The sequence below is a fragment of the Myroides phaeus genome (assembly GCF_900099675.1).
GTDB lineage: Bacteria > Bacteroidota > Bacteroidia > Flavobacteriales > Flavobacteriaceae > Flavobacterium > Flavobacterium phaeum.
On sequence record NZ_FNDQ01000029.1, the window covers coordinates 1 to 22,577 of the forward strand.

23 protein-coding genes are annotated in these 22,577 nt (G+C 30.5%); 9 read left to right on the forward strand and 14 right to left on the reverse strand.

From position 1 onward, the window contains the following. Positions 1-156: 156 nt before the first annotated feature. The 12 genes from BLT46_RS11670 to BLT46_RS11725 all read right to left on the reverse strand — a co-directional run bounded on the left by BLT46_RS11670 (position 157) and on the right by BLT46_RS11725 (position 11,956). Complete coding sequence (locus BLT46_RS11670; RefSeq protein ID WP_090410297.1) at positions 157-1,098, reverse strand: LysR family transcriptional regulator; 942 nt, start codon at positions 1,096-1,098, stop codon at positions 157-159. 48 nt (positions 1,099-1,146) lie between these two features. Further along, a complete protein-coding gene (locus tag BLT46_RS11675) occupies positions 1,147-1,680 on the reverse strand; it encodes a hypothetical protein (RefSeq protein WP_245722987.1) in 534 nt (177 codons plus the stop codon). A 94-nt stretch (positions 1,681-1,774) separates the two neighbouring features. Beyond that, the gene (locus tag BLT46_RS11680; protein WP_090410299.1) at positions 1,775-2,269 is read right to left on the reverse strand and encodes an RNA polymerase sigma factor; all 495 of its coding nucleotides are present in this window, start codon (positions 2,267-2,269) and stop codon (positions 1,775-1,777) included. 164 nt (positions 2,270-2,433) lie between these two features. Next, positions 2,434-3,546, reverse strand: a complete 1,113-nt coding sequence (locus tag BLT46_RS11685; RefSeq protein WP_090410300.1) for a TlpA disulfide reductase family protein — start codon at positions 3,544-3,546, stop codon at positions 2,434-2,436. A 131-nt stretch (positions 3,547-3,677) separates the two neighbouring features. Further along, entirely contained in the window at positions 3,678-4,802 is a 1,125-nt protein-coding gene (locus BLT46_RS11690) for a TlpA disulfide reductase family protein (protein ID WP_090410324.1), read from the reverse strand. Positions 4,803-4,897: 95 nt separating this feature from the next. Continuing rightward, complete coding sequence (locus BLT46_RS11695) at positions 4,898-5,284, reverse strand: DUF423 domain-containing protein (protein ID WP_090410301.1); 387 nt, start codon at positions 5,282-5,284, stop codon at positions 4,898-4,900. An 8-nt stretch (positions 5,285-5,292) separates the two neighbouring features. Continuing rightward, positions 5,293-6,234, reverse strand: a complete 942-nt coding sequence (locus BLT46_RS11700) for a transglutaminase domain-containing protein (protein ID WP_090410302.1) — start codon at positions 6,232-6,234, stop codon at positions 5,293-5,295. A 15-nt stretch (positions 6,235-6,249) separates the two neighbouring features. Beyond that, complete coding sequence (locus BLT46_RS11705) at positions 6,250-7,095, reverse strand: substrate-binding domain-containing protein (RefSeq protein WP_090410303.1); 846 nt, start codon at positions 7,093-7,095, stop codon at positions 6,250-6,252. A gap of 113 nt (positions 7,096-7,208) precedes the next feature. Further along, the gene (locus BLT46_RS11710; protein WP_090410304.1) at positions 7,209-8,720 is read right to left on the reverse strand and encodes a succinate CoA transferase; all 1,512 of its coding nucleotides are present in this window, start codon (positions 8,718-8,720) and stop codon (positions 7,209-7,211) included. Positions 8,721-9,625: 905 nt separating this feature from the next. After that, positions 9,626-10,495 carry a nucleoside phosphorylase gene (locus BLT46_RS11715; protein ID WP_090410305.1) on the reverse strand — a complete coding sequence of 290 codons (870 nt, stop codon included), beginning with the start codon at positions 10,493-10,495 and terminating at the stop codon, positions 9,626-9,628. A gap of 15 nt (positions 10,496-10,510) precedes the next feature. Then, positions 10,511-10,858 carry a translation initiation factor gene (locus tag BLT46_RS11720; RefSeq protein ID WP_090410306.1) on the reverse strand — a complete coding sequence of 116 codons (348 nt, stop codon included), beginning with the start codon at positions 10,856-10,858 and terminating at the stop codon, positions 10,511-10,513. Positions 10,859-11,008: 150 nt separating this feature from the next. Beyond that, entirely contained in the window at positions 11,009-11,956 is a 948-nt protein-coding gene (locus BLT46_RS11725; RefSeq protein WP_090410307.1) for an isopenicillin N synthase family dioxygenase, read from the reverse strand. A 245-nt stretch (positions 11,957-12,201) separates the two neighbouring features. On the opposite strand from BLT46_RS11725, the gene BLT46_RS11730 reads away from it, so the two are divergent. From BLT46_RS11730 to BLT46_RS11740, 3 genes are all read left to right on the forward strand, one after another. Next, entirely contained in the window at positions 12,202-12,438 is a 237-nt protein-coding gene (locus BLT46_RS11730) for a hypothetical protein (RefSeq protein ID WP_090410308.1), read from the forward strand. 40 nt (positions 12,439-12,478) lie between these two features. Then, complete coding sequence (gene ybaK, locus BLT46_RS11735; RefSeq protein WP_090410309.1) at positions 12,479-12,958, forward strand: Cys-tRNA(Pro) deacylase; 480 nt, start codon at positions 12,479-12,481, stop codon at positions 12,956-12,958. 259 nt (positions 12,959-13,217) lie between these two features. After that, the gene (locus tag BLT46_RS11740) at positions 13,218-14,000 is read left to right on the forward strand and encodes a hypothetical protein (protein ID WP_090410310.1); all 783 of its coding nucleotides are present in this window, start codon (positions 13,218-13,220) and stop codon (positions 13,998-14,000) included. A gap of 25 nt (positions 14,001-14,025) precedes the next feature. Here the strand turns inward: BLT46_RS11740 and BLT46_RS11745 are convergent, their stop codons facing one another. Next, positions 14,026-15,009 (reverse strand): PhoH family protein, encoded by a 984-nt coding sequence (locus BLT46_RS11745; RefSeq protein ID WP_090410325.1) that lies wholly within the window; start codon positions 15,007-15,009, stop codon positions 14,026-14,028. Between the two features lie 96 nt (positions 15,010-15,105). Here BLT46_RS11745 and BLT46_RS11750 point away from each other — a divergent pair, with 96 nt between their 5' ends. From BLT46_RS11750 to dnaN, 5 genes are all read left to right on the forward strand, one after another. Continuing rightward, a complete protein-coding gene (locus tag BLT46_RS11750) occupies positions 15,106-15,942 on the forward strand; it encodes an SAM hydrolase/SAM-dependent halogenase family protein (RefSeq protein ID WP_090410311.1) in 837 nt (278 codons plus the stop codon). A 10-nt stretch (positions 15,943-15,952) separates the two neighbouring features. Then, on the forward strand, positions 15,953-16,249 hold the full coding sequence (locus BLT46_RS11755) for a putative quinol monooxygenase (protein WP_090410326.1): 297 nt from the start codon (positions 15,953-15,955) through the stop codon (positions 16,247-16,249). Positions 16,250-16,257: 8 nt separating this feature from the next. Then, the gene (gldF, locus tag BLT46_RS11760) at positions 16,258-16,974 is read left to right on the forward strand and encodes a gliding motility-associated ABC transporter permease subunit GldF (RefSeq protein WP_090410312.1); all 717 of its coding nucleotides are present in this window, start codon (positions 16,258-16,260) and stop codon (positions 16,972-16,974) included. After that, positions 16,974-18,659, forward strand: a complete 1,686-nt coding sequence (gene gldG, locus BLT46_RS11765; RefSeq protein ID WP_090410313.1) for a gliding motility-associated ABC transporter substrate-binding protein GldG — start codon at positions 16,974-16,976, stop codon at positions 18,657-18,659. The genes gldF and gldG overlap by 1 nt, the downstream gene beginning before the upstream one ends. Positions 18,660-18,739: 80 nt before the next feature. Continuing rightward, on the forward strand, positions 18,740-19,858 hold the full coding sequence (gene dnaN, locus BLT46_RS11770; protein ID WP_090410314.1) for a DNA polymerase III subunit beta: 1,119 nt from the start codon (positions 18,740-18,742) through the stop codon (positions 19,856-19,858). 414 nt (positions 19,859-20,272) lie between these two features. On the opposite strand, the gene BLT46_RS11775 is transcribed toward dnaN, so the two are convergent. Next, complete coding sequence (locus BLT46_RS11775; RefSeq protein WP_090410315.1) at positions 20,273-20,764, reverse strand: hypothetical protein; 492 nt, start codon at positions 20,762-20,764, stop codon at positions 20,273-20,275. A 333-nt stretch (positions 20,765-21,097) separates the two neighbouring features. Between BLT46_RS11775 and BLT46_RS11780 the strand changes: the two genes are divergently transcribed. Next, complete coding sequence (locus BLT46_RS11780; protein ID WP_090410316.1) at positions 21,098-22,573, forward strand: hypothetical protein; 1,476 nt, start codon at positions 21,098-21,100, stop codon at positions 22,571-22,573. The last annotated feature ends 4 nt before the right edge of the window (positions 22,574-22,577 follow it).

The window sequence follows — 22,577 nt, forward strand, 5'->3', positions numbered from 1 at the left end:
AAAGTATAATCTCGTTGACTACGCTTTTCCCTTGTGTTTTCTGTCTCTTTCATAAATAAGTCTATTTTGTGTAAACCTATTTTAGGACGGGACACATATACAAAAAAAGGGAAGCATATTTTATGCTTCCCTTTTTTTGTGCCTTTTACTAAAGGTTTATTTTGTCTTTTTAGGACTTATAATTTTAACATCTTGAAAAGCAATCGCTCCTCGTATAATGCTTTGTATAACATCAAATAAAGCATCACTAATTTGTTTTTTTAGCTCATTTTTTGTGTATATTAAACTAATCTCTCTTGCTGGTTTAGGATCAGAAAATTGTACTAGATTCGCTTGATCATCATTATTCAAGCTTAGCGTATGTAAATAAGGAAGTAGTGTATATCCTAGCCCTTCTTTAGACAAGTTTATTAATGTTTCAAAACTACCACTTTGCAATTTAAAATTGCGAGATTCTGTTTCTATTTTATTATTACAAATATTGATTATCCCATCTCGGAAACAATGTCCGTCTTGTAACAATAATAGTTTCTTTAAATCTAATGTGTCAGGTGATAGTTCTTTACCTATATTTTTACGAAACATAGGCGGTATATAGCCTACAAAAGGTTCGTAATATAATACACGTTCTCTTATATCTGATTCTACTAAAGGTGTAGCTACAATTGCAGCATCTAAATATCCCGTTCTTAATTTTTGAATAATTTCATCAGTAGTATATTCTTCAATAATTAAGTTTACTTTATCGTGCTTATTTAAAAATGTTTTTAAGAACATTGGTAATAAAGTAGGAGCAACTGTTGGTATTATACCCAATTTAAATTCTCCTCCTATAAACCCTTTTTCTTGATCTATTAAGTCTTTAATTCTATCTGATTCATCAACAATCTTCTGTGCTTGTTCAATAATGATTTGTCCAATAGCCGTAGCTTGTATAGGTTTAGTTGTACGATCAAATATTTGAATTTCTAATTCCTCTTCTAATTTTTGAATTTGCATACTCAACGTTGGCTGAGTGACAAAAGTTTTTTCTGCTGCCAAGGTAAAGTTTTTGTGTTCTGCAACAGCTAAAACATATATTAATTGTGTGATTGTCATTGTTAGTTTATTTTGCTGTAAGTTAAATAAAATAAAGCAAAAATGTCTTTATTCGTATTCTATTTTTTCCAGCTCTTTATAGTTCTTCATTAACTTCTTTATTAAGAAACCGTAAATCACTTTATAATATAGCCACACGATGCATATGAAAGTAGCACATATAAAAAGAATGATACCCATAAAAATAATCGTCAGTGTTATATTAGAGCTATATTTTAAATCAGTTGTTAGTATATCTATAATTGTAATTAAAAAAGCAATTGTTAAGATTCCAAGATTTGTATAGATATAGTAGTTTACTGTCTTCTTAGTTTTTAAAATATGTGTCATTAGTTTTTTAGTAGAATCGGCTACACATATTTTTCGATAATTCAGATAGAATAATACTATGAAAAATACTGACGTAATTACCGATATATAATCGATGTATTCAATTAAAAAATTGAATACTGGACCTGTTTCTTGCTTGTTTTCTGCTTCAGAATCAAAGTAAAAAACACTAAGTAAGTTTAAACATATAAATTCAACTATACTAATGACAAATATCCACATCACTATAGATGAAGACTTTTTGTGTATCATTTTGTGTATTTCTTGAACTGATATTTTTGGAAAATTCTGGTTTTCATTCCAGTGTTTTTTCAATAAATCTAACTCCTTCATATTCGTCTTGCTTCTATGGATTTAATATTTTTTTCAATTTTGATTTTATTCTATTCATTTTAACTCTTGCATTTACTTCACTAATACCAAGTGTTTCAGCTATTTCTTCATAGTTTTTGTCTTCGAGATACATGAAAACTAAAGCTTTTTCAATGTCATTAAGTTGATGTAAGGCTTTATACATTGATTTGAGTTGCTCTTCTTCTTGATAATTGTATTCTGAATACTCAAATTTATAGTTTGCTGTGTCAAATGGAATAGTATTTATATCTCGTTTTTTCTTGCGATATAAAGAAATGGCAGTATTTAATGCTACGCGATAAGCCCAAGTAGTAAATTTTGAGTCTCCTCTAAATTTGGGATATGCGTTCCATAATTGAATAGAAATTTCTTGAAACAAATCCTTGTGAGAAGCTTCGTCAACTGTATATAGGCGACAAACTTTATGAATAAGATTTTGGTTCTTATCCAATAAGGTTACAAATTCTGTTTCAATAATTTTGTTCATACACTATATGACGGAAGTTGTCTTGTTTTGTTACAAATTACAATAATTATTTTTACTTTAGGTAGAGAGCTATTTAGGAAAGAGCTATTTAGTTTAATTACTTCATTCAAAAAAACAAACCCTCTTTTGAATAATCAATTTTCAAAAGAGGGTTATTTGTAAGTTTATTTACTGAGCTGTGCTTCTATTAGAGTATCTAAGTTTTTTTCTAAATGATTTATGTCTAGTACAACACCATTTTTATCTAACACAAAAACGGTTGGTATTGAACGTACACCAAACTGACGAGCATAGTCTTGTATGTCTAAAATATGTAGCCAAGATAAATGTTCTTTGTCAATTGTGTTTTTCCAATCAGTAATGTCTTCTGTTAAACCAACACTGAATATTTTTAATCCTTTGTTTTTATATTTTTTATTTAATTCTTTTACCTTAGGTAGTGTTTCGTGACATGAGTGACACCACGGAGCCCAGAAATGAAGAATTGTAACTTTTCCTAAATTGTCTTGTAGGGCGAGTGTTTTCTCATTTATACTTGGTCCTGTTATAGTCGGTACTTTAGTTCCAACTTCAATTTTGGCAGCTTGCTGTCTTTCAAGAATATTTTTGATAGCTTGTCCCAGATTTGTTACTTTGACGTCTTCATTAAGGTTGTTGTAAAAACTTGTTGCTTCTTGAATGTCTATATTATTATTTTGTAAACGTTGGTAGATAACAATCGCACTTGTTAATGACTTTGGAAATTCGTTAACTTGAGTTGTAATCGTGTTATTAATATTCTCTACATATTCTTTAAACTCATTTGACAATCTTCTTAAAGTGATAGTATCATTATCTTTGATAGCAGAAGTTAAAGCATCTTGATTTTTCTCTTGATACTCTTTTGCTTCTTTTTGATATTTTTTTACTTTACTGTAAAAGCTGTTTAGGTCTTCATTGTTTTTAGTACCTAATATTCTATATGAGTCTAAATTATCTGTATTCAAATCAACAGCAATTGTTCCTTCTTCTAAAATAATTATATCACTGTTATCTTCAGAAAGCATAATTATACTATATAAGGGTTTTTCTGCCGTTCCTTTGAATTCAAATTTTTCTTTATGAATAGGAGTAGAGTCAAGAGAAATAAATTGATGTGTATTGGAATCAAGTACTTTTAAGTAAACCATTTCACCTTCTTTCGCATTTTTGGCTTGCCCTATAATTCTATAATTCTTCTCTTTAGGAGTAAAACTCATTAGAAGTAAGGCTGTTAAAATAGATAAAGTATATTTCATTATTTTTCAAAAGTTGTTTAGATTTTTTAATCGAATAAATATAATAAAATCACAAATGGGAATATCTAAAAAAAGGACAAATAGTTATAATTAACTAATCGTCCTTTTTAATAAATTTTATTCAATGAGAATTACTTTAATAATTCTTGAATTTTAGCTTCTAATTTTTTCCCTCTTAGGTTTTTAGCTACTACAACACCATTTTCATCTAAAATAAAAGTAGCTGGAATAGCTTTAATTTCATATTCTTGAGCAATAGGATCTTGCCAAAACATTAAGTTCGATACATGATTCCAAGTTAATTTATCTTTAGCAATTGCTTCTATCCATTTAGCACTGTCTTTATCTAAAGATACCCCAATAATATTTAAACCTTTATCATGGTATTGATTATAGATAGCTACTACTTTAGGATTTTCAGATCTACAAGGGCCACACCAAGATGCCCAAAAGTCAATAATTGTAACTTTGCCAAGACTTTCTTTTAATGAAATCTCTTTTCCTTCAGGACTTTTCGCTGAAAAGTCAGGTGCTTTGTCACCAATTTTAATTTTAGCATCTGGCATTTGATCTAAAGTTACTTTAAATGCTTTACCAACAGTAGTTTCTTGGAGTGTTTTATCAAGCTTATTATACTTTTCAATTAACTCTTCTTTTTGGTATGCTCCAGAAGTTGCGTTCTGAGCTAAAATAATTAGAGTAGTATAAGAATTAGGGTTTTCATCAATATAATTATCTGTATAATCTTCTAACTTTTCAGCTAATTTCATAAAACCATTGATAATACCTTCCGCTGCTTCTCTATCTTCTTTTTCTTTAGCTTGCATAAAAGCAGTTTGATTGTCAGCTTGATATTGTACAATATTTCTATTTAATTCTTCAGCTGTTTTAGAAAAAGCAGAAAACTCATCATTATTTTTTGTTCCTGTTGCTCCACTTTTAGTGATGTCTTCTAAATTATATGTAAATGAAATTTTACCTTTTTCTAATATAAAAGGAACTCTTCCTTCTTGATCAGAAAATGTTATAAAGCTTTGCTCAATATTGTCAGCTTTTCCTTTAAATGCAAAAGTGTTATTTTTTACTTCAGTAGAATCTACTTTTATTGGCATACCAGTTGTAACATCTATTTTTTCAATATAAACTTTTGTTCCGTCATTAATTCCATTAACATCACCGTTTATAGTATATGAGTTAGAATCTCCACAAGAAGCCAATATAGTTGCAACTCCAAGGATACTTAATGCTTTTTTCATTTTCGTATTTATTAGTTTTTTAGTGATTTGATTATTTAAGTAAGCTTTACTTTTTAACAAATATAATTAAAAAAGTAGAATATAGTTTTTTACTATTATAGTAAAGTAATAAAGTAGTATAATAACATTAACCATCCAATTACCATACAAAGGCCTCCAATTGGAGTGATAGGTCCTAATATTTTAATTTTTTTTCCAAAAGTTCCACTCAACGTTAGTCCGTAAATACTAAATGAAAATAGCAAAACACCAATGCTTATAATATTGCTGGCGTGTCTAATAATTTCTGCGTTTGGCATTAAACCAAGTATAAGCAGAAGAATTGCGTGATACATTTGATATTTTACCCCAACTTCAAAGCTTTCAAGTTGGTCTTTATCCATATGTTTTTTTAGAGCGTGTGCTCCAAAGGCTCCAAAAATAATGGCAAGAGCGCCATAGATAGAACCGATTATAAGTGGAGTTGTATTTGTGATTAGCATATAAAAAATTAATTTAGTGTTAGTTGTCCTAATATTTCTTCAGACATAAATGGACCTCCAGGATACCTTGCTGTGTAATCTAAATTTAGCCAGATTTGTCCGCGTTCGTCTATGTGATAATGAATTTCTTTTCCTTTACTTTCTTCTTTGAACAATTCTTGTTTAATCAGATATATCACTTGTTCTAAATCTCCTTTATTAGGAATTAACATCTCTGGATACATATGCTCTTTTGTATGAATTAATCTTGGAGTTCCTCCTATAGCCCTAATTAATGCGGCCATTAAGATTGAGTAATCATCACAATCACCTGAAAAGTGTTGCAACGATTCAGAAGCAGTTGCAATATATTCCCTACCTTTTGGATCGTTTACATAGTTCCAGCGAGATCTAACTTCTTTAAATATAGCCAAAGATTGTATAATTTGACGATACTGATAAGCATTAGGTACATTTGTAAAATGCTTTCTTGTTGTTGCTAATGCAAAGTTTCTGACTTCAGGTTTGTCGTATTCGATAGCACTGATAACCTTACTTTTATTAGGAAAAGGGAGTAGTTTAGAGATAATGATATCTTGAGGTGAAGGGTTCTCAGCCATTGAAAATATCATTGCTCTATAATCTTCATAAATAGAATTATATCCATATCCTCCAAATAAAGATCCATAGATTAAAGCACCTAAATAAATGAAAATAAGAATGAATAAAACTGTTTTCATTTTTTGTAGCAGAAATTGTAATACAGCTACAATAGCGATAAATAGGACAACACGGTCAATATGATATTGCCAGTCTGGGTCAATCAAGTTTTGATGTGCAATTATGAAAATAGGAATCGTAATCAAGACGTTCAGAATAAGTATAACAATATTATCCCAAGGCTTCGGAAGTCTTAGGTACATATACCATTTCTTTTTTGAGGAATTATTCAATTCTTGATTATGCGTCATTTTATATTTGCTCTATTATAGAACGACTTTTTTGTAATCTGTAGTATGCGGAATAAGGTTTAATTCTTTCAATTGAGTTTGAACTTTGTCAAAGTTTTTCTCTGAAAGCTGTTTTTGAGACCATTTAGTCATCATTAACCATTCTTTGATGTCTTCAATTTGTAAATTAAACTTAGTAGCCAAAGTCCTATCAATGCTTGGAATATGCTTAAATTCACTTGTTGTCATATTAATGCATTCTAATAAGTTGTCTATTAGACGTTTATTTTTTGATGCAAAAGCTTTAGTTGCAACTATAACAAAAGAAGGCCAAGGCGTAGGACAATCCCCTAAACGTCTAAAAATTTTCTGGTCAACTAATGGTTTGGTCATAAAATGCTCCCACATAAAATAATCAGCCTCGCCATTTGTAAGTGCAATTACTGCATTATCTATATTGTTAACAACGACAAATTCTAAGCTATTAATATCCCAATTCATTAGTTTAGCGTGAACGATAGCCATAAGGTGAGAGCCCGATCCGAAACGACTAATGGCAATTTTTTTACCTTTTAAATCTTCAATTTTTGTGTACGGTGAGTTCTCTGCAACATGTATTCCCCAAAGTAGCGGAGAGCCTACATATTCTTGAATAATTGTAGAGTTGTTACCATCAATAATATCTTTGATAATCCCTTCCGTCAGAATAACAGCTAAATCAGTTTCTTCATTGCGGAGCATCTGACACATTTTACCTGTTCCTTCAGGAATATCTTGCCAATGTAAATCAATTCCCAACTCATTAAATTCCCCGTTTTCAATACATAAGTGCCAAGGAAGATTAAAATGTTCTGGCACTCCTATAATATTTACTTTTTTCATTTTTACTTATTCATTTTACTGCTAAGATAGTAAAATGGACAATGCTTTAACGAATAAAATGGGGAGAAATAAAAAAATCTCTACTATAGAAAACAGTAGAGATTTTAGGTGTTTTATTCCGGTTTCATAGAACCTTTATCTTTAAATCTAATGTGGAATTTGAAAGCTTCTTCTAAAATATGAGGAGTATGTCCTTGGTTTAGTTTTGCTCTTTCAAAGTAATCTCTTAGTTCAGCCTTGTAATCAGGATGAGCACAGTTTTCTATAATAACTTCAGCACGTTCTCTTGGAGATAAACCTCTCAAGTCAGCTAATCCTTGATCTGTAACTAAAATATCAACATCGTGTTCCGTATGATCTGTATGAGAAACCATTGGTAAAACGTGAGATATTACATTGTTTTCTTTAGATGCAGCTTGCGTAACGAATATACTTAAATAAGCATTTCTTGCGAAGTCTCCAGAACCACCAATACCGTTCATCATTTTACTACCACCGATATGAGTAGAGTTTACGTTACCGTAAATATCAAATTCAATTGCAGTATTAATTGCAATAATACCCAATCTACGAATAACTTCAGGAGCATTACTGATGTTTTGTGGTCTTAAAACAAGCTTATCTTTATATTGATCAAAGTTTTTGATTAATCTCTCATAACATTCCTCTGTTACTGTAATAGATGAACCTGAAGCAAATACCATCTTACCAGAATCTATCAAATCAAAAGTACTATCTTGTAATACTTCAGAATACATTGTTAGGTCTTTAAAAGGACCATCAATAAATCCAGTTAAAACAGCATTAGCAACTTTACCAATACCTGCTTGAAGAGGAAGTAAAGAATGTGTTAGTTTTCCTTTTCGAACTTCTTCTTCGAAGAACTTTAATAAGTGACCTGAAATAGCAGAAGTTTTAACATCTGGTTCTGGTAATAAAGCAGGAGTATCTTCAATACTTGAAAACACAATACCAACCACATTATCAGGGTTTAAACGAATGAAAGTTTCTCCAATTCTATCTTCACAATTATGAATAGGGATAATCTCTCTACGAGGTTGTTTAATAGGTACACAGTTATCGTGGATTCCCTCAATGCTTAATGGAATAGCAGAGTTAACCTCAATGATAATTTTCTTTGCTACACTTGCAAAGTAAGCTGAGTTTCCAATAGAAGTTGTAGGAATAATAAAACCATCTTCATTAATATAAGTAGCTTCGATAATAGCGACGTCTACCTGAGGTATATGTTTTTCTTGTAACTGTTCTATTGTTTCACTCAAGTGCTGATCGATGTATTTAACCTGTCCACTGTTAATAGACTTTCTTAAAACAGCATCAGCTTGAAAAGGCATTCTACGAATTAGAGCATTATTAGTTGCTAAATCAGCATCAGTTGTTTGTCCTAATGATGCACCAGTAATTAAAGTAATTGCAACATTTTCTTTTGCTGCACGTTGAGCAAATGCTGGTAAAACAGATTTACTATCACCGGCTTTAGTAAAGCCACTAGCCCCAACTACAGCTTGATCATGAATTAGGAGAGCTGCTTCTTCTGCAGAAATAATTCGTTCTCTATACGGAGCGAATTTTATCCTCTCTATTCTCGAGTCTTCTTTCGTCATTTCAAATAAAAATTTTAAGCACCTTAAATTTAAGGATATTTATATCAAACAATCAAATAAAAAAGAGTCTTGCATAATTTATGTATTAATTGATAGTATTTACCATAATCAATTCTATTTATGCTGTTAAAATTAAGATAGTAAAACTAAAGTTTTATGTTTTATATTTTTCACTGAATTTAATTCAAACCATTAGTCGGGGAGTATTGATATATCCGTAAAAAAAAGGACAAAAATAGGTCGTGTTATCTATAAAATACATTTTTCAGTCAATAAATGACGTAATTGATCTTCTTTGTTGCGCTATTTTTGAAAGAAATTTAAAAGTAAGTAAAGCGCTATATTAGGTGAGCGAATTTTATAAATATAGCGCTAAGATGCAATGTATTTATATAACTCTTTATGTGGAATTATAAGGGACTTATTGGAGTATCATCTGACACTTCTTCGACAAAAAGGCCTTCAGCCCAGTATTCTCGGAGTATTGTCCCACTATTGTCGGAGAATTGTACTTTTAGTATTGCAGATGTGTAAAGTAAGATTTTTAGTACGAACCCTTATGTATACTGGGATTATAGTTAATTATGCTTTAAAAAATGATGTATTGAAAAGGTTTTTAATTGATTGTTTTTTAGTAAAAAAAGGAGTTTTAAACATCAATAAATGACAAATAAGTGTTTTTTTAGCCTGTTTTTTGATCAAAAAATGTGTAAGAGTTAGTAAAGAGCTTTAAATAGAGTCAAATAAGTTGAAAGGTAGAGGAGGATATGCAAAAAAATAGAAGGATACTTTGCATATTGTATAGCTCACTTGTGGAAAGGGATAGATAAAAATACACTAAACTAAAAGAGGGTGTCTTTTTAGGACACCCTCTTTTTAAAATATTATTTTGTAGAACTCTTATATTATTGAGCTAACTTATCTAATGTGTAAATAATCAATTTATCAACAGCTGCATAAGGATCTTCTGAGAAAGTACCATTAGCTCTGTTTGCAATAATTGTATTTAAAGAAACCGCATGGTGTCCTAATAATTTACATAAACCATAAATTGCAGAAGTTTCCATTTCAAAGTTAGTAACTCTGTAATTTTCGAATTTAAAGTTGTCGATTTTGTGGTTTAATTCAGGATCTTGAATAGCTAAACGCAATACACGACCTTGAGGACCATAGAATCCGCCTGCAGTACCAGTAATACCAGTGTAAGTTAGGTCAGATGCTAATTTAGCCTCTAATTCAGGACTATTTTGAACAAAGTAAGGACGTCCTTTTCTTAAATCCCAATTAGTGTGCTTAATAAAAGCATCCTCCATTGGAACATTGATGATTTCGTCAATAACGTAAGAACGCATTAAGTTATCAAGACCTAAACCGTATTGAGATAATACAAAACTATTCACAGGAATATCAGCTTGAAGTGATCCAGAAGTACCAATACGAACAATATTTACTGAAGTAAGTTCTTTTTTGATTTCTCTTGTTTCAAAGTCAATGTTGAATAATGCATCAATTTCATTGATTGCAATATCAATATTATCAGGACCGATACCAGTAGAGATTACAGAAAGTCTTTTACCTTTATAAGTTCCTGTTGTTGTTTTAAACTCTCTTTTTTGTGTAGAAAATTCAATATTATCAAAGTGTTTAGTAATACGATCTACGCGATATTGGTCACCAACAAAGATGATATCAGTAGCAATATTTTCAGGTCTTAAGTTTAAGTGATAAATACTTCCGTCAGGATTAAGTATTAATTCAGATGATTTTATCTTCATGATCTATTATTTTGATTATGAGCCTACGCGTTTTACTTTGTAGCCTTCTTTAATTAAGTATTCCATTATTTTATCTCTGAAATTACCTTGAATGATAATCTCTCCTTCTTTAGCACTTCCTCCAACCCCACATAAGGTTTTAAGTTTTTTAGCTAAAGTTTTTAAGTCGTCATCAGACCCTTCAAAGCCTTTAATAATCGTAGCTATTTTACCTCCTCTATTTTTTTTATCTAAATGTGCCTCAAGTCTTTGGTCTTTATTGCTAAGTGTTTCAACACTTTCTTCTTGTTCAAATTCAAAATCTTTATTGGTAGAGAAGACAAAGCCACCCAAGTCTTCCAAGCTATTCATTTTTTTGCTCATAGATAATATTAGTGTAATTATAGAGTTGTTAATATCTGATTACTATCAAAGATACGAAATAAGTAAAAGTTTAAAAAGACAAATGTTATAAAAACAAAGAGGAAGTAAATAAATACTTCCTCTTTATGAGTCTTATTCTTGTTTGTTTGATTATTTAATCAATCCTAATTCTACAAGTCTTTGATGTAGAAATTCTCCTGATGTAATATCGTCATACAATTTAGGGTTGTTATCATCAATACAATTCTCTAAACAGTTCAATGGCATATCGCTCACTGGGTGCATAAAGAAAGGAATTGAGTATCTTGAAGTACCCCATAATTCTCTTGGTGGATTAACTACTTGGTGAATAGTAGATTTCAATCTGTTATTAGAGTGTCTTGATAACATATCTCCAACATTGATTACTAATTCATCTTCGGCAGCAATTGCATCAATCCATTGTCCCTCGTGGTTTTGTACTTGTAAACCTCTACCTTGAGCACCCATTAATAGAGTAATCAAGTTAATGTCACCGTGTGCTGCTGCACGCACTGCATTTTTAGGTTCATTCACAATAGGAGGGTAGTGGATAGGTCTTAGGATGCTGTTTCCATTTTTAACAAACTTGTCAAAGTAGAATTCATCTAAGTCTAAGAATAGAGCTAAAGCTCTTAATACATAAACACCAGTTTTTTCAAGCATTTGGTATGTTTCTTTACCAATAGAGTTGAAATTAGGAAGTTCTTTTACTTCAACGTTAGCTGGGTAAGTTTCTTCTAATTTCGGATCATTGTCAACATACTGACCAAAGTGCCAGAATTCTTTTAAATCTCCTTCAGTTCTTCCTTTTGCACTTTCTTTTCCAAAGGCTACATAACCTCTTTGTCCTCCAATGCCTGGAATTTCATACTGTTCTTTAGTCTCCAAAGGAAGATTAAAAAAGTTACGAACCTCTGTATAAAGATTTTCAACTAATTGATCATCTAAAAAGTGTCCTTTTAATGCTACGAATCCAATTTCTTCGTAGGCTTTTCCGATTTCATTTACAAACTTTTGTTTACGTACCGGGTCATCCGATAGGAAATCACGTAAGTCAACACTAGGAATGTTTTGCATTTTCTAAGTTGTTATATATGCTTACTTGAGTTATTTGTCGCAAAAGTAAATTATTTTTCCACAAAATGATGTTGATAAGTATATAAAGTTTGTTTGTTGTAATTAAAAAATGACAAAAAAGTACACTTTGTGACTATTTCATTTCTTGAAAAAGAGTAATCTCCCTATAAAATATTTTTAAGAGTAGTGAAAAAGTGACGTTTTTTTTTATAAATTGCTTCAATAACTGATAAAATAAGAAAAAGATGAAATTACCAATAGAATTAAAAGGAAACGAATTTGTTGTGTTGGTTACAGTAGAAATTGACCATAAGTATGCAGTAACTAACTTAGAAGAGTTTTATACGACATTGCCAAAAAGTTTTAAACCAATTTTTAAGAAGGCAGAAGGTTCAACGATACGAATTTATTGCATTTGTGATAAGGAAGATGATTTCATGTTTTGTTTAAGACAAACAGGGTACAAGACAACACTATTATAATTTAATAGTGTTTTTTTTTACTTTTGTCCAAAATAATGTGATGAGTAAAAAAGTAAATAAAACGAATGCAATTCGCTTTTTAGATAGTAAGAAAATCAATTATGATCTTTTTGAATATGAAATTGAGGATGGTCTTATAGACGGTGAATCTGTATGTGCAAAGTTAAATGTTGCTGCAAATGAATCGTTGAAAACATTAGTAGCGAAGGGCAAAGGAAATTCTTTTTTTGTGTTTGTAGTTGCAATTGATAGAGAGCTTGATTTAAAAAAAGCAGCTAAAATATCAGGAGAAAAGAAGATAGAGATGTTAGCTGTTAAAGATTTACTTGATGTTACAGGATATATCCGAGGAGGATGTTCGCCAATTGGAATGAAAAAGCACTTTCCTACCTATATAGATGAAAGTGTGAAAGACTTAGCTAAAGTTTATGTAAGTGGAGGAAGAAAAGGGTTAAGTATTGGTATCGATCCTAAGGTGTTAAAAGACATTACTTTAAGCGAATTTGGAGATTTGACATAAAAACCTAAAATGAAAAAATAACAGTAAGCAAAATTTTGAGTATCAAAAAAGAGTTTTATTGTATTAATTTTATGTTATAATTTTTTAAATATTTATGCTGTCTAATTTTTTATAATTGCAGATGTGTTATCTTTGCAAATGAAAAGAATTAGGGTTTAATAAAATGTAGTGTACGCTGTTAAATAAAGTATAAATTAATGGTAAAATTAATTTTTGGCATTAGTTTGGATTTACCTTTGTGCATTGAAAATAGAAAAATATGATATTGGCATTAACAGTTTCATTGTTTCCATCTTGTGGAGTTGATCATGTAAAGGATAAAAACTATAAAGAGGGCAGTAATAAGCAAATTGATTTGTTAAATAAAAACGATCTTGATGGTACGTTTTTTAAAGCAGTTGCTCAAGATTCACCTCAGGTAGTTTCTATTAGTAGAAAAGGTATTGTTTATTCAAGTACAAAACCAAATCAAAAAATAGTATTTCCTTTTGTAGAACCTTTAGTAGATGGAGAATGTAGGATATATAAGTCTCAGACTAAACATGAAGAGATTGAGGTAGTTATTTATGAAGATGAGACAGCACGAGAGTTTGCTGATGGTAGATTTGATCATTCTGTTGCAGTTAGATTGGTTAAGAAAGTTGATGATATTGAAAATATTAATGATTTTGCTTGTTTTGGGCATTATATTTATACAGAAAAATTATCAGGTAACTGGATTTTTCAATCATATGAAGATAAAAGAGTAGAAGAGTTAGGTATTAATCAAATACCGATGATTTGTATTGATACCAATACAAGAAGCTTTTCTGGAAGTGGAGGTAATCATATGATTTATGGTGATATTCGTTGTGAAGGAGATTCTATATTTTTCAAAGTAGTTTTATCACCAGAATACGTTACAGAGATGTATCAAAAAGAAAAAGAATTGCTATCGGTATTAGACGGTTGTGATAAGTTTGAATTAAAAGACGATTATTTGTATTTATTTGAAGGTAATAAACAAAAATTGACTTTTTTAAGAGATACTTATTCAATGTAAGAATAAAGATAAAAAAAATGGAGAACTATGAGTTCTCCATTTTTTTTATCTCTTCAATAGACATATTATCAGGTCTTTCTTCTGTTTTTTTGTAGGCATCTACAATTTTCTTAACCAAACGGTGTCTTACAATATCTTTATCATCTAAGTATAGCATACCTATACCGTCTACGTCTTTTAAGATATATAGAGCTTCTTTTAAACCTGATGATACTTTACGAGGCAAGTCAATTTGTCCTGGATCACCTGTAATAATAAACTTAGCATTTTTTCCCATACGGGTTAAGAACATTTTCATTTGAGAATGAGTTGTGTTCTGAGCTTCATCTAAGATTACAAAAGCGTGGTCTAACGTTCGTCCACGCATAAAAGCAAGTGGTGCAATTTGAATAACTCCTCTTAGGATATAATCATCTAAAGTTTGAGGAGGAATCATATCTCTTAATGCGTCATAAAGTGGCTGCATATAAGGATCTAACTTCTCTTTCATATCTCCAGGTAAAAAACCAAGGTTTTCACCAGCTTCTACTGCAGGTCTTGTAAGGATTATTCTTTTAACTTCTTTGTTTTTTAAAGCTCTTACAGCAAGGGCAACACCAGTGTATGTTTTACCTGTACCAGCTGGTCCTACGGCAAAAACCATATCATTTTTTTCAACAAATTTTACAAGTTTGTGCTGATTTGGTGTTAGAGGTTTAATGATTTTACCAGAAACTCCGTGAACAAGAATGTCGTCAGATGGTAGCGAAGGTGGTGCGCTATCCATTACTAATCTTTCGATTGCGTTTTCATCAATGCGATTATATCGCGTAAAGTACTTTACAAGTCGGTCAAAACTCTTTTCAAATTCATCAAGAACCTCAGGGTCTCCATAAATTTTTAAGAAATTGCCTCTTGCAACTAATTTTACTTTTGGATATAGCTTCTTAAGTATATCTAAATGAGTGTCTTGTGGTCCCCAGAAGTCTTTGGGACTAAAATCTGTGAGTTCAATTATCCTTTCGTTCAATACCAATGAGAGTTAATTAAAAAAAATAATCTAATTTTGTAGTTCAAATCTACTATAAAAAAACCATTTTTCTTAAAAATATATTGAAAAATAAAAATGCAAAGAATAATTACACTAACGACAGATTTTGGATATAGAGACCATTATGTAGGAGCTTTGAAAGGGAAGATCTATTCAAATATCATTGGATGTAATTTGGTAGATATCTCACATGGAATAGGAAAATATAATACGGAAGAGGCAGGATTTGTTATTGGTGCAGCTTATAAACAATTTCCAAAAGGAACAATTCACATCATTGCTGTTGATGCGTCGATTACGGAGTATTCTAAGGCACTTTGTGTAAAATATGATGGACATTATTTTATTACATCAGATAATGGAATAATAAGCGTTGTATTAGGAAATAATAATTATGATGAAGCGATTTACATAAACCACGATGGTATTATGAAGTCAAATGATATTTTTGTTTATTGTGCTTATCAATTGTACGAAGGAAGAGCTTTGAGAGATATAGGTGTTTTTACAGACACTATTTATGTGCCTAATCGTTTAGCAAGTAACCTTGTTGTGGGAGAAGACCGAATTTCAGGAAAAGTTATATATGAGGATTCATACGGAAATCTTGTTACAAATATTACGAAAGAGTGCTTTGAATCTTTAGAGAAAGGAAGGGAATATGCTGTACGTTTTAAAGATTATAGAGTGAATAGGGTAAGTCATTATTTCGCGGATTTTAAAAATGCTGACTGGGCATCTTTAAGAGATAGAGCGGGGGAATTAGTTGTTTTATTTAACGATGTAGACTTATTGACAATCGCTTTATTTTATTCTAAACCAGATTCACCAGGGGGTACTCCTCGTAATTTGATGAACATTAATTTGAATGATAGTATCGTAATTGATTTTAATAAGGAAGAACAAAATTAAAGTGAAAGATATGTTTATAAGAATTGTAAAGTTGACCTTAAAAGAAGATAGGATTAAGGATTTCCTGGATCATTTTAATTCAGATAAGGAAAAAATTCGCCATTATCCAGGCTGTCAATTTTTAGAAGTATATCAAGATAAACATCAAGCTAATATTTTCTTTACCTATAGTTATTGGGATGAAGAGCAGAGTCTTGAGAATTATAAAAAATCAGAATTGTTTGGACAGATATGGCCTAACGTGAAAGCAATGTTCAAAGAAAGAGCAGAGGCTTGGAGCGTAGATAAGGTTGTTACCCTCAATTAATAGTTTGTATGAAAGCAATTTGTTTTAGAGAAATAAAGTCCTTCTTTGGTTCTTTAACAGGTTATTTAGTTATAATCTGTTTTTTAGCTATTAATGGAGGCTTATTGTGGTTCGTTGATGGAGATTTTAATGTCTTGCAGAGTGGATTTGCAGACTTATCTCCATTTTTTAATTTAGCACCTTGGGTATTGATTTTTTTAATCCCAGCAGTTACTATGAAAAGTTTTTCAGAGGAAATTAAAAATGGAACTATTGAATTATTGTTGACCAAGCCACTAAGTATTTGGCAAATAGTTCTAGGGAAATTCTTTGGTGTATTCTTTTTGATTGTTTTAGCTATTTTACCAACGATTGTTTACGTTTTTGTTCTGAAAGACTTAGTATTGCCAGGTCAGTTTTTTGACTTAGGAAGTATAGTTGGATCTTTTGTTGGGCTACTTTTTTTAGTTAGTAGTTATGCAGCAATTGGCGTGTTTTCATCTTCAATTACAGAAAACCAAATTGTTGCTTTTATAGTTGGAATAGTTTTATGTGCTTTCTTTTCTATAGGAATTGATATGATGTCTGGAGTATTTGGAGAATGGTTTGCAAAAATTGGAATGTTCTATCATTTCAGAAGTATATCAAGAGGAGTATTGGATACACGTGACTTGTTGTATTTTGGCTCAATTGCGACTCTATTTTTAGGATTTACAGTTTTTAAAATTAAAATGCTACGCAAATAATGAAGAAGTTTTATAAAAAGGACGTTTCGTTGCTATTAAGGCTATTCGTTGGTTTGGTAGTTTTAAATGCTTTAGGAGCTTATTTGTATGTTCGACACGACTTTACTCAAGATAAACGTTATACGTTGTCTAAGGTCACTAATAATATAGTGGATAGAATTGAAGAACCCATTGAAATAGATGTATTCCTAAAAGGTAATTTTCCACAAGAATTTAGAAAACTACAAAGTGAGACAAAACAGTTATTAGAGGAGTTTCAAGCTCGTAATTCTAATGTGCGTTTTAGATTTATAGATCCAAGTGAAGAAGGTGGTTCACAAGAACAAATCTTAGAAGAATTGTTTAATTTCGGATTAAAACCTGTTACTGTTTCTGTTAATAATAAAGGGACTCAGAGTCAGCAATTAGTCTATCCTTGGGCTATTGTGTCAAAAGGAGAGAAGGCAACTCGTGTTCAATTATTAAAGAATTTAATGGGGGCTAATACAGAAGAGAAAGTGATTTCTTCGGTACAGCATTTGGAGTATGCTTTTGCAGATGCATTGCATAAAGTAACACAAGAAAAAAGCAAGAAAATTGCAATTCTAAAAGGAAATGGAGAATTAGAGGATATGTATATTGCAGATTTTTTAATGTCTGTAAGAGAAAGCTATCATATCGCACCGTTTACATTAGATTCAGTAGCTGTAGCGCCACAAAAGACGTTAGAACAGTTAAAAGAGTATGATCTTGCTGTTATAGCAAAACCAACCAAACCTTTTACAGAAGAGCAGGTAGAAGTTTTGGATCAGTATGTAATGAATGGTGGAAAAACTATGTGGCTATTGGATCAGGTACAAGCTGATTTTGATAGTTTAAAAAATACTGGTTCTATGTTGGCTTATAACAAAGATCAGAGTTTAGGGGAAATGCTTTTTAAATATGGAGTTCGTTTGAATGCTAATCTTGTGAAAGATGAAATAGGTACTCCAATTAAGTTGGCTATAGGAAAACAAGGAAGTGAAACACAGTATGGGGATTTTGTGTGGAAGTTTGCACCATTTGTCTATCCAGAAGCAGAACATCCAATTGTGAAAAATATAGAAGGAGTAAAGCTTGATTTTGCTTCATCAATAGATACATTGAAAAATGGGGTTAACAAGACAGTATTGTTAAGTTCGTCTAAGTACTCAATGTTAGTGGGGGTGCCAAATGAAATAAGTTTTGAAGTTTTAAATGAAGAGACAACACCTGAGCTATTTGAAGGTAAAGGTAGTTATATTATGGGGGTTTTATTAGAGGGGAATTTTACTTCTGTTTATAAAAATAGGGTTTTACCGTTTAATTTAAAAGAGCCTCAATATGAAAGTAAACCAACACAAATGGTTGTAATCTCTGATGGAGACATTGTTCGTAATCAAGTGGATAGTAAAGGTACTCCATTAGAATTGGGATATGACCGTTGGGTAAACAAACTGTATGGAAATAAAGAATTTTTATTAAATACAGTGAATTATTTGTTAGATGATAACGGATTAATAGATTTACGAACGAAAGAAGTAAAGATACCAATGCTTGACAAAATGAGAGTGTCTCAAAGGTATAATACCATTCAATTGATAGTTTTAATTCTTCCAATTGTAATAGTAATGTTTTTTGGTGCTATATTTATAGTGTTAAGAAAACGCAAGTTCGTTAAAAAGTAGTCTAATATTGCTTTTATAATTGACATTTATCGAATATATTTGTAGCTGTAAAAGCATTTTACATATAAAATAATTATAGTATGAAGTTTATAGTATCGAGTTCCTACTTGTTAAAGCAATTGCAAGTTCTAGGTAGTGTAATCAACAGTAGTAATACCTTACATATTTTAGATAACTTCTTATTTGAGTTAGATAATAATATCTTGAAGGTTTCTGCTTCGGATTTAGAAACTACAATGTCAGCTACTTTAGAGATTGAATCTACAAGTCAAGGAAGTATAGCTGTTCCTGCTAAATTGTTGTTGGAAACATTAAAAACATTTCCAGAACAACCTTTGACTTTTTCAGTTAAGGAAAACAATACCATTGAAATCAGTTCTGATGTAGGTAAATATGTGTTAGCTTATGCATTAGGAGAAGAGTTTCCTAAAGCTGAGTCTTTAGAAGACCCTTCTAAGACAGAGGTTCCGGCTGGAGTATTAGCGACAGCAATTGGTAAAACTATTTTTGCTGCTGGAAATGATGATTTAAGACCAGTTATGTCTGGTGTATTTTTTCAATTCTCACCAGCAGGATTAATATTTGTTGCTACTGATGCTCACAAATTAGTTAAATATTCAAGAGCGGATATTACTTCTTCAAATGAAGCAAGTTTTATTATGCCTAAAAAGCCATTAACTATTTTGAAGAATATCTTAATGTCTTCAGGAGCTGATGTAACAATTGAGTTTAATGAATCAAATGCACAATTTGCTTTTGAAAACTACTTCTTAACTTGTCGTTTGATTGATGGTAAATACCCTAATTATGAGGCTGTTATTCCAAAAGAAAACCCAAATAAGTTATTAATCAATAGAACACAGTTTTTAAGTTCGGTTAGACGTGTAGCGATTTATGCAAATAAAACGACACATCAATTAAGACTTAAAGTTGCTGGTACTGAGTTAAATATTTCTGCAGAAGATATTGATTATTCAAACAAAGCAGATGAGCGTTTAACTTGTGATTATCAAGGTGATGATATGCAAATAGGGTTTAACTCTCGCTTTTTATTAGAGATGTTAAATAACTTGCAGTCAGATGAAATCTTGTTAGAGATGTCATTGCCAAATAGAGCAGGAATCTTAACTCCAGTAGATGGATTAGAAGATGGAGAATCTGTTACTATGTTAGTTATGCCAGTTATGCTTAATAGCTAAAAAGAATTTAAATATAAGATAGAAAGGACTTTTTTTTAAAGGTCCTTTTTTTTTGTTATAATTAGTTTAGCTTTTGTTTTTTTGAATTTTTAACCTGAGCATATTTTTGTATTGAGTGGAGTGTTGTCCATACAATATAAGAAAGTAATAAAAGTGAACAGCTTAGAGATACTATTAGGAATAATATTGTAATTAGGAATAGAGAGTCTGTTCCTGTGTATAGGTTGTTAACTATACTGTTAAGGCTATATATGCTAATCCGTATTAGCAAATAAGCAAGTAGTACCAAAAATGTATTTTTTAATATTTTCATGATATTTCTTATATATGTGAAGATAGAAAAAACTGTGCCAATTTAGTTTTTCATTGTTAATTTGTTGAAAAACAGCATTATTTATTTTGTTGATTAGTGTTTTATACCTCTGTGGATAATAGAGAAATATTGCTAATAGAGTTAAAATACTCTGTATGAGGTAAACCTAATACTTGTTTTAATCTGTTTAAATAGATAGTAGTTTCACTTTGATTTATCTTTTTGGTATTTATACAATAAAGCATTTGTTTATTTATAATCTCTTTGATTTCATCATTTTTGTAGTATAGAAGCTCACTATCATTGATTTGGAATATTTTTTTTAATATATCTAAATCATCAAAATGTTTATTTGTCAGATATAACTGAGAATTTATCATTTCGTTTTTTATTTCTAACAGTAAATTTATAAACACTCTTTTTAAGCTTTGTATATTTAAAATTCCATTATTTTCTAAAGTAGAATAAAATCCCCAGCCAGTAATATTGTCTTTAAGTAAATAGTCAATTATTTTGTTCTTGATTACATTGTCATCATTTTTATTAACTATTGTCTGTAAAAATTCTTTTATGTTAGAATTGAAAGTTATCATTTGTCTTTATGTTTTTTGATTTTTACAAATGTACAAAATAGTGTTAAAAGATTAATTGTTTTGTATTTTTTTAAGTGAGATTATGAGTAATGTCTTTTATTTTTATTTATTGTGACTTTTAATCTGTTGTGTTATTTTTTTCTTGAGTATTTTAAACTTAAATGACTAATTGTTAAGTTTAATGCATTGCTATTTATAGGCAAAGATTTATGCTGCTATGTAGTTTATGAATTTTTATGCAGTACGGATCTTGTTTTTGTTTTTTGTTAACGTAATGCAGAATATATTTAATATATTGACAGCTTATTGTTTATAAATATCCTTAGTAAGTTTATGATTGAGATTGAAGCAAGTATTCATGATCCTTTTTCCCTTGAAATTAAAGTAGGGTTTAAAACGGATAAAGTAGGAGAGAAAAGGGAATTTGATATTAATACGTGGATGTTTATTCCGAATTCTTTTGATATTAATGCTGCAACTTATTTAAAGCAACAATTCTATTCAGACGTAAAATCTAAGGTTAGATTTATTACTCCTGCATTTCATTTAAGGGAAATAGTGGATAATGGCGCTATTCCGTTAAATAATTTACGGGCATCAATGAATCTTTTAAATAAGACGTCAGACAATTTAATTGAGAATAGTATGGAATACGAGTTTCAATTAAAAATGTTCATGGCTATTTTTAGAAGTTCAATAAGAGACAGTGTAAGTGAAATAAAAAGTAAAAAGTATACAAGTGAGTTATCTGATTTGTGTTTGGAGTATGTGAAAAATTTACAAGGAATTATCGATTCTTTTAGAGAAGTAAAAAAATCCATTAAAAGGTTTGAAGATGATTCTGACGTTATGAACTATTATAGTTTTGGGAATGAGTTTTTATCTTATTCATCAGTGAATTATACTTTTCAATTGATAGATGCAATAAAGGATGTAAAGGAAAGGCTATTACCAAGTACGTATCAAGAATTAGTAAACTTAATTATAAAAGAGGAGGAGTATAGGAAAACAGTAGGCTTTTTAGATGTTCTAATTGATGATAGAGAAAATAATCAAAAAGTAATTTATCGATATGATATGCTTAATAAATATGTGGAGTCAGACTTAGTTCTGGTTTCTAATAAGCGTAAAGATGAAGACGGTGTGATTGCTCAACAAATTTATTATAGTATAGCAGCTGGTGTGTCAATGATTTTTGCTACGATGATTGCTTTTTCATTTCAACAGAAATATGGGAACTTTACAATGCCTTTGTTTGTTGCTTTAGTAATAAGTTATATGTTGAAAGATCGAATCAAAGAGTTGATGCGATTTTATTTTGCAGGAAAATTAGGAGGCAAGTATTTTGACAATAACACTGTGATAAGTGTAAAAGATCAAAAAATTGGATGGATGAAAGAAGCTTCTGACTTTATTACTGAGGATAAAGTTCCAGAAGAGGTTTTAAATCTCCGTGATCGATCTGCTTTGTTAGAAGTGGAAAATAGAATTCACAATGAGAAAATAATGCTATACCGAAAAAGGGTATGTTTAGAGAACAGTAAGGTTTTGCAAGAAAGTACTTATGCTTTTGATGGAATACACGATATTTTAAGATTTAATATTACAAGATTGACTCAAAGAATGAACAACCCTTATGTTGCTTTATACACGCTTAAAAAAGATGGAGAGCTTGATGAGATTTTGGCAGATAAGGTATATTATTTAAATATTATATCTCAGATTAAATATGAAGACAAAGTTGAGTACAAGCGTTTTAGATTGGTATGTCAACGTACAGGAATACTGCGTATTGAAGCATTGTTGTAATCAT

What these genes read in the sequence shown, in the direction of transcription:
- BLT46_RS11670 (WP_090410297.1), bottom strand. Translation starts at nt 1,098, where the DNA reads ATGACAATCACACAATTAATATATGTTTTAGCTGTTGCAGAACACAAA.
- BLT46_RS11675 (WP_245722987.1), bottom strand. Translation starts at nt 1,680, where the DNA reads ATGATACACAAAAAGTCTTCATCTATAGTGATGTGGATATTTGTCATT.
- BLT46_RS11680 (WP_090410299.1), bottom strand. Translation starts at nt 2,269, where the DNA reads ATGAACAAAATTATTGAAACAGAATTTGTAACCTTATTGGATAAGAAC.
- BLT46_RS11685 (WP_090410300.1), bottom strand. Translation starts at nt 3,546, where the DNA reads ATGAAATATACTTTATCTATTTTAACAGCCTTACTTCTAATGAGTTTT.
- BLT46_RS11690 (WP_090410324.1), bottom strand. Translation starts at nt 4,802, where the DNA reads ATGAAAAAAGCATTAAGTATCCTTGGAGTTGCAACTATATTGGCTTCT.
- BLT46_RS11695 (WP_090410301.1), bottom strand. Translation starts at nt 5,284, where the DNA reads ATGCTAATCACAAATACAACTCCACTTATAATCGGTTCTATCTATGGC.
- BLT46_RS11700 (WP_090410302.1), bottom strand. Translation starts at nt 6,234, where the DNA reads ATGACGCATAATCAAGAATTGAATAATTCCTCAAAAAAGAAATGGTAT.
- BLT46_RS11705 (WP_090410303.1), bottom strand. Translation starts at nt 7,095, where the DNA reads ATGAAAAAAGTAAATATTATAGGAGTGCCAGAACATTTTAATCTTCCT.
- BLT46_RS11710 (WP_090410304.1), bottom strand. Translation starts at nt 8,720, where the DNA reads ATGACGAAAGAAGACTCGAGAATAGAGAGGATAAAATTCGCTCCGTAT.
- BLT46_RS11715 (WP_090410305.1), bottom strand. Translation starts at nt 10,495, where the DNA reads ATGAAGATAAAATCATCTGAATTAATACTTAATCCTGACGGAAGTATT.
- BLT46_RS11720 (WP_090410306.1), bottom strand. Translation starts at nt 10,858, where the DNA reads ATGAGCAAAAAAATGAATAGCTTGGAAGACTTGGGTGGCTTTGTCTTC.
- BLT46_RS11725 (WP_090410307.1), bottom strand. Translation starts at nt 11,956, where the DNA reads ATGCAAAACATTCCTAGTGTTGACTTACGTGATTTCCTATCGGATGAC.
- BLT46_RS11730 (WP_090410308.1), top strand. Translation starts at nt 12,202, where the DNA reads ATGAAATTACCAATAGAATTAAAAGGAAACGAATTTGTTGTGTTGGTT.
- ybaK (WP_090410309.1), top strand. Translation starts at nt 12,479, where the DNA reads ATGAGTAAAAAAGTAAATAAAACGAATGCAATTCGCTTTTTAGATAGT.
- BLT46_RS11740 (WP_090410310.1), top strand. Translation starts at nt 13,218, where the DNA reads ATGATATTGGCATTAACAGTTTCATTGTTTCCATCTTGTGGAGTTGAT.
- BLT46_RS11750 (WP_090410311.1), top strand. Translation starts at nt 15,106, where the DNA reads ATGCAAAGAATAATTACACTAACGACAGATTTTGGATATAGAGACCAT.
- BLT46_RS11755 (WP_090410326.1), top strand. Translation starts at nt 15,953, where the DNA reads ATGTTTATAAGAATTGTAAAGTTGACCTTAAAAGAAGATAGGATTAAG.
- gldF (WP_090410312.1), top strand. Translation starts at nt 16,258, where the DNA reads ATGAAAGCAATTTGTTTTAGAGAAATAAAGTCCTTCTTTGGTTCTTTA.
- gldG (WP_090410313.1), top strand. Translation starts at nt 16,974, where the DNA reads ATGAAGAAGTTTTATAAAAAGGACGTTTCGTTGCTATTAAGGCTATTC.
- dnaN (WP_090410314.1), top strand. Translation starts at nt 18,740, where the DNA reads ATGAAGTTTATAGTATCGAGTTCCTACTTGTTAAAGCAATTGCAAGTT.
- BLT46_RS11775 (WP_090410315.1), bottom strand. Translation starts at nt 20,764, where the DNA reads ATGATAACTTTCAATTCTAACATAAAAGAATTTTTACAGACAATAGTT.
- BLT46_RS11780 (WP_090410316.1), top strand. Translation starts at nt 21,098, where the DNA reads ATGATTGAGATTGAAGCAAGTATTCATGATCCTTTTTCCCTTGAAATT.